Below are 10556 nucleotides of genomic sequence, written 5' to 3' on the forward strand. Positions count from 1 at the left end.
CGAGCTCTGCCTCCACGGCTGGTGATCGATCCATCGCTGCACCCGGAGATCTCGGTCGAGCTGCGCTCGAGTCCCCACCTTCTCCGCATGGCTCGATCGGGCGCGCGAATGGACACCACGCACAACCCCGCCATGCTCTTCGTCCTGCCCGCCTTCCTGCTCCTCATCTTCATGGTGACCGGCAGCGAGGGCCTGTTCGTCGCGGGCCTGGGAGTCGGCATGATCGTACTGATCAGGTGGATGGCGATGGACAGCACCTATCGGTCCACCCGGCGAAGACTCCGCCTCGCGCAGGCGCACGCCGAGCGGTACATCCTGCCGGAGGATCTCGACTATCCCTGTCAGATGTTGTTGCGCCGGGCGCAGAACGCCGTCGAGGCGATCATGAACTCCAACGTGCACAAGGCCGGGCTGATCGACACCATCGAGAACCGGGTGTCGCTGCCCGAGGAGGTCTGGCAGATCGGCGAGCGGCTGCGGCGGCTGTCGTCCATGCACGCCGAGCACGGCAAGCTCATCCCGCGCGAGCTGCCGCCGGGGATGGAGGACGCGTTCAAGCCGTACACGAGCGCGCTCGACGCCGCCTGGACGTCGCTGTCCCAGCGGGTGCGGCATCTGGAGAAGTACGCCAAGCAGGTGCTCAAGGCCGACAAGGTCTACCACGCGCACCAGCGGCTGGAGCGGCTGGCCGCCAAGACGCCCGAGTACCAGCAGCTGCTCGCCGAGACCGTGCGCGACGAGATGGCACACGAGCGGATCAGGGAGCTGTCCGACCAGGCGGCCCACGTGCGCAAGCTGTTCGAGGAGAGCATCCTTCAAGCCAGGCAGGCGGCGGGAGAGCTGCTGCGGTCCCCGCTGACGTGAAGGCGGTCCTGTCAGGGTTCCCGTTCGTCTGAGGGGGCGGCGCGGCGGAGCAGTTCCAGGGTCCTGCGCATGCCGGCCTCGTTCCCGAGGCTGCGGTAGATGTCCCTGGCCCGCGCCAGCGGCTCCACCGCCGCCCCGTGGCCGCCCCCGTTCAGGTGTGCCTCGCCGAGGTAGCGCAGGCTCTCGGCCATCCACCACCGGTCCTCCAGCTCCTCGAACTCCCGCACCGCCCGCCGCAGCTCCCGCTCGGACTCCTCCAGGCGGCCCAGCCTGGCCAGCGCCCGCCCGGCGGACACGGCGTTGCGGGCCACCCCCCACGAGTCGCCGAGCGCGGCCAGGATGTCATCGGCCCGGCGGACGTAGTCCAGCTCGCGCAGCCCGTTGTCGGGGTCGCCGACCTCGCCGGCCGCCCGCAGGCAGCGAGCCTCCTCCCACAGCTCCCCGCGCTGCCTGAACATCTCCGAGGCCCGGTCGAGGCTGTATCCGGCCCTGGTGAACAGCTCGGCCGCGCGCCGGTGGTCGCCGGCCCGGAGCTCGCCGCGCGCCTGCGCCGCCAGCACCTCGCCGTAGACACGAAGGGTCTGGGCCTCGGAGTAGCGGTTGCCGTCCCGCTTGAAGATCTCCAGGGCGTCTTCGAGCAGCTCCCTGGCCTCCTCGGGCCGCCGCTCTGCCATCCGCATCTCGGCCAGGTTGCGCTGGGTGCGGGCCATCCACCACAGGTCCTCCTCGCCCTTGAACGCGGTGATGGCCCCGATGAGGAAGTCCTGGGCCCGGTCGAGGTGGCCGTCGCTGAACAGCGTCATGCCGATCGTGCGCATGACCCTGGCCGCCCACCAGGACTCGCCCAGGTCGGTGAAGATCGCCAGAGCCCCCTCGGCCTCCTCCAGCCCCCGGTCGCGCAGCCCCATGCCGCCGTGCACGGAGGCGGCGTCCAGCAGCGCGATGGCCAGCGAGCGCCGGTCCCCGGTCGCGGCCGCCGCCCGCGTGCCCAGCTCCGCGACGGCCGCCCAGTCGGCCCAGTACGCACGCAGCGAGTGGCACAGCGAGCAGAACGCCCTGGCCAGCCCCCAGGTCAGCTCCCAGAGCCGGAGCTGGTGAGCCTGGTGGATCATGGCGATGAGCGAGAGCCGCTCGGCGTTGAGCCAGTCGCCGGCCCGGCCCTGCCCGCCCGCGCTCGACTGCCTGCCGCCCCTGCTCCAGTCCTGCGGCCAGCGGTTCTGCGCGGCCTCCTCGGCGCGGCGGCGGTAGGCGTGCAGGACGCGCTCGATCGCCGCCGTGACGCGGTCCTCCTCGTCCTCTCCCGCGAGCTCGGCGGCGAAGACCCGGACCAGGTCGTGCAGCCGGTAACGCATCGAGCCGGTCTGGTCGGTGCCCGAGCACTCGGCGAGCTGCGCGTCCATCAGCGCCTCCAGCTGGTCGGCGCCGTCCAGCCCTGAGACGTCGAGCAGCTCGCCGGCCACCCAGCCCGGCACGTCGGGCGAGTGCAGCGCGCTGAGCAGGCGCAGCAGACGGCGCTGCACGCCGGTGCAGTCGTCGTAGCTGAGCTGCACGGAGGCGCGCACGCTCTTGTCCACCGTGGGCGCCACTTCGAGCTGGTCGAGCCGGCGGCGGCGGTCGGCCAGCCGGTTGGCCATCTCGCGCATGGTCCACTGCTCGCGGGTGGCCAGCCGGCCGCCGCAGATGTTGATCGCCAGCGGCAGGTAGTCGCAGAGCCGCACGACCTCCTTGGCCGCCTCCAGGTCGTCCACGATCCTGGCGCCGCCCGCCAGCCTGGCCAGCAGCTCCACGCCCTGCGGCTCGCTGAACTCACCGAGCCGGGTGTCGTACGTGCCGTTCAGGAACAGCGGCGCGCGGGAGGTGACCAGCACCGCGCAGCCGGGCTCGGCCGGGATCAGCGGTTCGACCTGGGCGGCGTCGTGGGCGTTGTCCAGCCCGATGAGGATCCTGCGGCCCCTGGTCCAGGTCAGCCAGAGCCTGCGCAGCTCCTCCAGGCCGCCAGGGTCGGTGGTCAGCCGGACGTCCAGCGCGCGCAGGAACCCGATCAGCACCTCCTCGGGCCGCACGGGGGCGTCCACGCCGCCGCGCAGGTCGGCGTAGAGGCGGCCGTCGGGATAGCGGTCGGCGACCTCCTGCCCGAATCTGGCCATGAGCGCCGACTTGCCGACGCCGCCGCGGCCGTACACGGAGACGACCAGCGGCGGGGCGAGGTCGGACGAGCGCCTGCGGGCGGCGAACACCTCGCGCAGCTCGGCGAGCGCCTCGGCGCGGCCGGTGAAGTGCTCGGGCACGGGCGGCCACTGCTCGGGCGCGAACACGCCCGGCTCCAGCGGCGCCCGGCGCCTGGTGTCGCGGGCCTCGGTGGTGGCCCAGGTGGTCAGGCCGACGAGCACGGCCGCCCCCAGCGTCACGCCGATCTTGGCGGCGGGCGGGATCTCCCACTCCACGGACGCGGCGAGCACGCTCGCGGCCGCGGCGGCCAGTCCCGCGGAGACGGGCGCGGCCCACGGCTTTCTCCGCCGGCGAGGCTTGTCCGGCAATAAGTCCCCGGTCAACGAACACCCCCTTGGGGGTGATTCAAACCGATGGGGTACGCCTCGCGCCAGGCGTACCCCATCGTTCACTCAAATACCGATCACGTGACAGGTGGCCGTCATCGTCTTGGACGGGTCGCTCTCCGAGGTGGCGGTGAGCTTGACCCTGGCCAGCCGGTCGCCGCCGGAGGCGCGCACGGCGTTGACGCTCACGAGCGCCTGCTTGCCGAACGCGACGGAGGCCAGGGCGTTGGGCACCTGGGCGGTCCAGCCCTTGCCCTGCGCCTCGGCCTTGAGCCGGTAGAGGTCGTGGTTGAGGTAGGCGCTGACGTTCTCCGGGTGCTGGCCCTGCGCGGGAGCGGCCTTGCCGGTGTTGAACAGCGGGAACTTGCAGGTGGACAGGTTCTTGCCGGTGGGGACGCCGGCGGCGGGCAGCAGCTTGAGCCCGCGGCGCTGCGGTCCCGAGCCGTCGAGCGAGCGGACGGCGACGGTGTAGGACAGCTCGCCCTCGCGGTTCCGCTTGAGGTCGGTGACGTAGAAGTGCAGGCGGTTGGCCTCGTCGACGTACTCGTACTCGCTGCCGGAGTCGGTGCCGGCGTGGAAGAGGGCGTCGGAGAGCTGGCGGTAGTCGCCGATCGTGATCGGCACCTGGGTCCCGTCGGGCAGGACGTAGTCGGTCATGCCGATGTCGGCCGGGTTGGCGTCGATCACCCACTCGAACGGGGCCCTGTCCTCGTTCTTGGTCTTGGCCAGCAGCACGCCGGAGTCGGGGGTGAAGGAGTCGCTGCCCATGCGGTCCACGACCTCGATCGTGTAGTTCTCGTAGCCGCCGCGGTCGCAGAGCGGGTCGGAGGACTGGCAGGAGCTCTTGTCACCGGTGTCGAAGGAGATGTTGACGCCCGACAGCTCGTTCTTGCCCGGCTGCGCCACGCGGGCCAGGACCGTGGCCGTGACCAGGCCGGACTCGTCGAGCGCCTCGCGGGAGAGCCGCAGGACGTTCTGCTCGTCCACCATGTTGAGCTTGATCTTGTTGCGGAGCATGTGCTGGGCGCCCATGGACGCGCCGCCGGTGGGCGGGATCAGCCAGCGCGAGTGCGGGCCGCCCGGCCCGTTGAAGCTGCCGCGGCTGAGCATCTCCCAGATACCCGTGTACGCCCTGCGCGGCGGTTGGGAGTACGGGTTGTTGTAGTTGTCGGCGATGCCCATGATGTGGCTCAGCTCGTGGGCGTAGACCGCCATGCCGGAGCTCTCGGCCTGCACGGAGTCGACGCCGAAGCGGGCGTTGGGCCAGAAGGTGGAGCCGGCCTGCCAGGACGTCCATTCGACGTAGCGGGTGTCGACCCAGTTGGGCAGCGCGGGGTCGGGCGGGCCCCACTCGTCGGGCACGTCCTCCTTCGTCGGGAACTTCATCATCCCGAACTCCTGCCAGGTGGACGACTCGTCCTGGCCGGCGCTCAGGTAGAAGACGAAGTCGAACTGCGCGGCCGTCTCCTGACCGACGTCGGCGAGCCAGGCGGCGTTGCCCTCGGTGCGCAGGTTCTTCGTGCACGTGTCGCCGGCCGGGCAGCCGTTGCCCGCCTGGAACTCCATGGCGTACTCGTGGTCCTTGCCCGTCATCTGGTAGGGCCCGAACCCGGTCAGCTCCACGCCCAGCCGGCCGCCGGAGTCCTCCATCCAGTACTCGTGGATGGTGTGGCCCTTGTTGAGGGTGTTCGGGGTGTTCAGGAAGTCCTGGTAGAACCGGGCGACCTGGTCGCGCGGCACGTCGTGGGCCTCGGCGCTCGGGTTGGCGAAGATCGTCGAGCCCTGCGGCTGGGTCGCCACGAACGGCTGGTTGGGATAGTCGAGCAGCACCAGCGCGCCCTTGAAGGTGCGCTGCGAGCCCTTCACGGCGGGGTCGTTCCACTTGGTGCCGGGCGGCTTCTTGTAGTCCGCCCACGTCATGTGGTCGGGGTTCTCCCAGTTCTGCGGGTCGATGGGCTTGATGCCCCCAGGGGGACGGGTGCGCAGGGCCTGCTCACCGGCCGGGGAGCCGGCGGGTGCGTCCAGTTGCCAGGGCTGCGTCTGCGGCCAGTGGTTCTGCCGCCACGGGTGCTCGGGTTCTGTGGGGGGTGCTGCGGAAGCGGGGGTCGCGATCAGGCTCACCGGGATCAGCACGATGGCCGCCAGCAGACCTTTCAGCAGCTTCTTCGGGGCGTTCACGGATTGACGGTATAGACGTTGTTGACGGAGATCACCGAGCAGTTGTAGGGAAGACCTGTAGTCCCGTTTCCGTCAATTGTCGAAATATCCACGTAAAGGTGGCGCTGTGGCGGATCTCCAGCGGGTCGTGGACGAGCTCGCCGCCCGTCTCGACCGCCCCCTGCTCCTTGAGGACCGCGTCCAGAAGGTCGTGGTCTACAGCGAGCAGAGCGGCGCCATGGACGACGTCCGCCGGGACTCGATCCTGCGCCGCCGCACCACGCCCGAGGTGCGCGGATGGCTGCGCGACGCGGGCATCCACGAGGCCGTGCGGCCCCTGCGCATCCCCGGGGCGCCGCACCTGGGGCTGCTGCCGCGCGTCTGCGTCCCGGTCCGGCACGGCGACAGCCTGCTCGGCTTCCTGTGGTTCATCGACGCCCAGCCGCCCATGCAGAAGGCCCGCGTCACCGAGGCCGAGGCGGCCGCCCCCGCCCTCGCGCTGGCCCTGTTCCACGAGAGCCTGGCCAGCGGCCTGGCCACGCACCGGGAGCTGGAGGCCGTCACGGGGCTGCTGCTCGGCGAGCCGGACGCCGCCAGGCAGCTCATCGAGGCGGGCGCGTTCCCGCAGGCGCGGCCGGTGACGGTGCAGGTGGCCAGGCCGGTCGCGGCCGCGCCCGACGACGCGCTCAGGCTGGCGCTGGAGCGGGGGCTGCTGGCGCTGCGGCGGCGGCTGGGCGGGCACCATCCGCTGCACCTGGTGCGCTACGACCACGCGGTGCTGCTCACGGCGGGGCCGCCGGTCCCCGGTGAAGAGCTGCACGCGGCCATGCCGGTGCCGGTGGTGGTCGGGGTCGGGCGGCCCAGGGACACGCTGGCGCGGGCGGCGGAGTCGTACCGGGAGGCCCTGCACGCCGCCGAGGTGACCGCGCGGGTTCCGGGGCTCGGGCGGACGGCCGAGTGGGCCCGGCTGGGCGTCTACCGCGTGCTCACCCAGTTACCCGACCAGGAGCTGCATCCGGGGCTGGAAGGGCTGCTCGGGGACGCCCAGCACCTGACGCTGCTGGAGACACTGGAGACGTATCTGGACCTGGCGGGCAGCGCCGTGGCCACCTCGCGGGCGCTGCGGCTGCACCGTACGTCGCTGTACTACCGGCTGCAGCGGGTGGAGGAGCTGGCGCGTACGGACCTGAAGGACGGCGGCGAGCGGCTGGCCCTGCATCTCAGCCTCAAGCTCGCCCGGCTGTCCGGGCGCTACTCCCCCAGGGACTCGCCCGCCGCGTCGTCCTGATCACCGGGTGGCGGCCGGCCGGACCGGCTCTTCAGGCGTCCAGCGGAACCGGCTCTCCCGGCGGTCAGCCGAACCGGCTCTCCACCAGCGCCAGCAACTCGGCGAGCTGCTCGCGCTGCTCCTCCGACAGCACCGCGAACAGCTCCTGCCCCGCCTCCCTGCGCGCCTCGCGAGCCTTGTCGGCCATGGCCCGGCCCTCGGCGGTGATCACGACGAGGGTCGAGCGGCGGTTGGCCGGATCGACCTCCCTGCGCACCAGCCCCGCCTCCTCCAGCGCGTCCACGACCGGCGTCAGCGAGCGCGGCACGATGTGCAGCCGGTCGGCCAGCCAGACCATGCGCGGCGGCCGCTCGGCCTCGGCGATGACCCGCAGTGCCCGCGCCTGACCGGGATTGAGCCCGAGCGGCTCCAGCCGGCGGGCGTAGCCGTGGCGCAGCCGCCTGCCGGCCAGGAACAAGAGCTCCGAGAGCTCCTTCTCTACCATGGAGGTAAGTTTAGCCGGAACAAATATGAGTTAACCTCTGTTTGAGTCCACATCAGGAAGTCTACATCAAGCAGGGGGCTCCACTTGGAGGAGGAACCACGCGCGCCGCTGGGGCGCATCATCGAACTCTTCGGCGCCTACCGAGGCCGGCTGGCCGTCGTGGGCGCGCTCATCGTCCTGTCCTCGCTGGTGTCGCTGGCCTCGCCGTTCCTGCTGCGCGAGGTGCTGGACGTCGCCATCCCGGCCAGGGACGCCGGCCTGCTCACGCTGCTGGCCCTCGGCATGGTCCTCGTGGCCGTCGTCACGACCGTGTTCGACACGCTGCAGACCCTCGTCTCCACCACCGTCGGCCAGCGGGTCATGCACGACCTGCGCATCGCCGTCTACGGCCACCTGCAGCGCATGTCACTGGCCTTCTTCACCAGGACGCGGACCGGCGAGGTGCAGTCGCGCATCGCCAACGACATCGGCGGCATGCAGGCGGTCGTCACCTCCACCGCCGCCTCCATCGTCTCCAACCTCACCACCGTGATCGCCACGATCGTGGCCATGGTCGCGCTCGACTGGCGGCTGACGGTGGTCTCGCTAGCGCTGCTGCCGGTGTTCGTGTGGATCAGCCGCAAGGTCGGCTCCGAGCGCAAGCGCATCACCGCCGAGCGGCAGCGCAAGCTGGCCGGCATCGCCTCCATGGTGCAGGAGTCACTGTCGATCAGCGGGATCCTGCTGGGCCGGACGATGGGCCGCTCCGCCGAGCTGACCGAGCGCTTCGGCCGCGCCTCCGACGAGCTGGCCGAGCTGGGGGTGCGCACCAGCATGGCCGGGCGGTGGCGCCAGTCGTCGATCCAGCTCGTCATGGCCGCGATGCCGGCGATGATCTACTGGGCCGTCGGCCACACGGGCGCCATCTCCGTCGGCACGCTGGTGGCGTTCACGACGTTGCAGGCCGGGCTGTTCCGGCCGATGGTCTCGTTGCTGCGGCTCGGGGTCGAGGTGCAGACGTCTTTGGCTCTGTTCGGGCGGATCTTCGAATATCTCGACCTGCCGGTGGACATCCGTCCCGGCACGCGCGAGCTGACCTCCGTACGCGGCGAGGTCCGGTTCGAGAAGGTCGACTTCTCCTACGGCGACGCCCCCACGCTCACCGGCGTCGACCTCACCGTTCCCGCGGGCTCCAGCCTGGCCGTCGTGGGCGAGACGGGCTCGGGCAAGACCACGCTGAGCTACCTGCCGCCCCGGCTGTACGACGTCACCGGCGGGCGGGTCACGATCGACGGGGTGGACGTGCGGGAGCTGACCTTCGACACGCTGAGCGACGCCGTCGGGGTGGTCTCGCAGGAGACGTACCTCTTCCACGCCTCGATCGCCGACAACCTGCGCTTCGCCCGGCCCTCGGCCACGGACGAGGAGCTGGTGGCGGCGGCGCGGGCGGCGCGCATCCACGACCACATCGCCGCGCTGCCCGACGGCTACGACACCGTGGTGGGCGAGCGCGGCTACCGCTTCTCCGGTGGCGAGAAGCAGCGCCTGGCCATCGCCCGCACGCTGCTGCGCGACCCGCCGGTGCTGATCCTCGACGAGGCGACCAGCGCCCTGGACACGCAGACGGAGAAGGCCGTTCAGGAGGCGCTCGACGCGCTGGCCAGGGGGCGTACGACGATCACGATCGCCCATCGCCTGTCCACCGTCCGCGACGCGGACCAGATCGTGGTGCTCGATCACGGGCGGATCGTCGAACGCGGCACCCACGCCGAGCTGATGGCCCGCGGCGGCCACTACGCGGTGCTGGTGAGCCGCGACCAGCCGCTCGAACTCGTCTGACCCTCCGCGGGCAACTTGTCAGTGATCCGAGATGGATGTAACCTGTAACTGAAGTTGGAGATTACCTCCATCAAGATCGAGAACAAGGAGGGTGAAAATGCTGCTGACCTCGATCGATCCCTTCTTCCAGGAGTTCGAGCGACAGTTCGACCGGCTGATCCGTCCGACGTTCGGCAACGGGTCCGCCCTGATGCCGATGGACGCGCTCAGGCGCGACGACGACGTGCTGCTGCGCTTCGACCTTCCCGGCATCGACCCCGACTCCATCGAGGTCACCATCGACCGCGGTGTCCTCACCGTCAGCGCCCGGCGCGAGGAGGAGATCACCGACGAGGAGCGGCCGTTCGTCCGTGAGCGCACGATGGGCTCCTTCACCCGTCGCGTCTACCTGTCCGAGCACCTCGACAGTGACAACGTCGACGCGGGCTACGCCAACGGCGTGCTCACCGTCCGCATCCCCGTCCTTGAGCGGGCCAAGCCGCGCAAGGTCGAGATCCACCGCGGGGAGACCAAGGCCATCAAGGCCTGAGAGACGGCCACGGGGGCGGGCGACGGCCCGCCCCCTCGCCATGAGGAGAGCACGACATGCCCGACCTGCCCATCGACAACGAGCACGCCCCCCTCTACTCCCTCGGGCAGGTGGCGGAGATGCTGCAGGTCCAGCACGCCTTCCTGCGGCGGCTCGACCAGCACGACGTCATCAGGCCGAGCCGGTCGAGCGGCGGGCAGCGGCGTTATTCGCGCCGCGACATCGTCATCGTGCAGCACGTCTCCCGGATGGCCGAGGAGGGGATGACGCTCATCGCCATCCGCCGCATCCTGGAGCTGGAGCGGGAGGTGGCCTCACTGCGCCGCCGGCTAGACGAGGCCCTCGCCAGGCTGGGCGAGCAGGGGTGACCCCGAGCCCGCGCGGGCGCGTACGCTTCTGAGCGTGCACAACACCAGATACGCGCCCTCCGGCATGGTGTGCAGCGTCGACCACCTGGCCTCGGCGGCCGGGCTGTCGATGCTGGAGCGCGGAGGGTCGGCCGCGGACGCGGCCATCGCGGCGAACGCCGTCCTCACCGTCGTCGCCCCCCACATGTGCGGTCTGGGCGGCGACCTGTTCGCCCTCGTCCACGACGGCGGGGTGAGCGCGGTCAACGCCTCCGGCCGGGCGGGGTCGGGCGCCGATCCCGCCCGCCTGCGCGCCGAGGGTCACCGGCGCATGCCCCATCTGCACGACGTCAGATCGGTCCCGGTGCCCGGCTGCGTGGACGGCTGGGCCGCGCTGCACCAGCGGCACGCCCGCCTGCCCGTGGCCGACCTGCTCGCCCCGGCGATCCGGCTGGCGGAGGGCGGCTTCCCCGCCTCGCCGCTGCTGCTGGCGGGCGCGCTCAAGGCGGGCGCG

Annotated in this window: 9 protein-coding genes; 6 read left to right on the forward strand and 3 right to left on the reverse strand. The window is 71.3% G+C overall.

Translation table 11 applies throughout. From position 1 onward, the window contains the following. Positions 1 to 87: 87 nt before the first annotated feature. Positions 88 to 864: a hypothetical protein gene (locus ABFX54_RS46845; protein WP_346113556.1), complete on the forward strand. Its 777-nt coding sequence runs from the start codon at positions 88 to 90 to the stop codon at positions 862 to 864. 11 nt (positions 865 to 875) lie between these two features. Here the strand turns inward: ABFX54_RS46845 and ABFX54_RS46850 are convergent, their stop codons facing one another. After that, entirely contained in the window at positions 876 to 3416 is a 2541-nt protein-coding gene (locus ABFX54_RS46850; RefSeq protein ID WP_346113557.1) for an ATP-binding protein, read from the reverse strand. Between the two features lie 69 nt (positions 3417 to 3485). After that, entirely contained in the window at positions 3486 to 5597 is a 2112-nt protein-coding gene (locus tag ABFX54_RS46855; protein ID WP_346113559.1) for a M6 family metalloprotease domain-containing protein, read from the reverse strand. Between the two features lie 106 nt (positions 5598 to 5703). Between ABFX54_RS46855 and ABFX54_RS46860 the strand changes: the two genes are divergently transcribed. Next, entirely contained in the window at positions 5704 to 6864 is a 1161-nt protein-coding gene (locus tag ABFX54_RS46860; RefSeq protein WP_346113560.1) for a PucR family transcriptional regulator, read from the forward strand. 64 nt (positions 6865 to 6928) lie between these two features. On the opposite strand, the gene ABFX54_RS46865 is transcribed toward ABFX54_RS46860, so the two are convergent. Continuing rightward, entirely contained in the window at positions 6929 to 7348 is a 420-nt protein-coding gene (locus tag ABFX54_RS46865; protein WP_346113561.1) for a MarR family winged helix-turn-helix transcriptional regulator, read from the reverse strand. An 84-nt stretch (positions 7349 to 7432) separates the two neighbouring features. Between ABFX54_RS46865 and ABFX54_RS46870 the strand changes: the two genes are divergently transcribed. The 4 genes from ABFX54_RS46870 to ABFX54_RS46885 all read left to right on the forward strand — a co-directional run. Further along, entirely contained in the window at positions 7433 to 9166 is a 1734-nt protein-coding gene (locus tag ABFX54_RS46870) for an ABC transporter ATP-binding protein (protein WP_346113562.1), read from the forward strand. Positions 9167 to 9263: 97 nt separating this feature from the next. Beyond that, positions 9264 to 9695 carry an Hsp20/alpha crystallin family protein gene (locus ABFX54_RS46875; RefSeq protein WP_346113563.1) on the forward strand — a complete coding sequence of 144 codons (432 nt, stop codon included), beginning with the start codon at positions 9264 to 9266 and terminating at the stop codon, positions 9693 to 9695. Between the two features lie 56 nt (positions 9696 to 9751). Next, the gene (locus tag ABFX54_RS46880) at positions 9752 to 10063 is read left to right on the forward strand and encodes a MerR family transcriptional regulator (protein ID WP_346113564.1); all 312 of its coding nucleotides are present in this window, start codon (positions 9752 to 9754) and stop codon (positions 10061 to 10063) included. Between the two features lie 34 nt (positions 10064 to 10097). Further along, positions 10098 to 10556 (forward strand): gamma-glutamyltransferase (locus ABFX54_RS46885; RefSeq protein WP_346113565.1); only part of this gene is annotated, 459 nt, incomplete at its 3' end.

The organism is Nonomuraea maheshkhaliensis (genome assembly GCF_039529435.1).
In the GTDB taxonomy this organism is placed as follows: domain Bacteria; phylum Actinomycetota; class Actinomycetes; order Streptosporangiales; family Streptosporangiaceae; genus Nonomuraea; species Nonomuraea maheshkhaliensis.

What these genes read in the sequence shown, in the direction of transcription:
- ABFX54_RS46845 (WP_346113556.1), top strand. Translation starts at nt 88, where the DNA reads ATGGCTCGATCGGGCGCGCGAATGGACACCACGCACAACCCCGCCATG.
- ABFX54_RS46875 (WP_346113563.1), top strand. Translation starts at nt 9,264, where the DNA reads ATGCTGCTGACCTCGATCGATCCCTTCTTCCAGGAGTTCGAGCGACAG.
- ABFX54_RS46880 (WP_346113564.1), top strand. Translation starts at nt 9,752, where the DNA reads ATGCCCGACCTGCCCATCGACAACGAGCACGCCCCCCTCTACTCCCTC.
- ABFX54_RS46865 (WP_346113561.1), bottom strand. Translation starts at nt 7,348, where the DNA reads ATGGTAGAGAAGGAGCTCTCGGAGCTCTTGTTCCTGGCCGGCAGGCGG.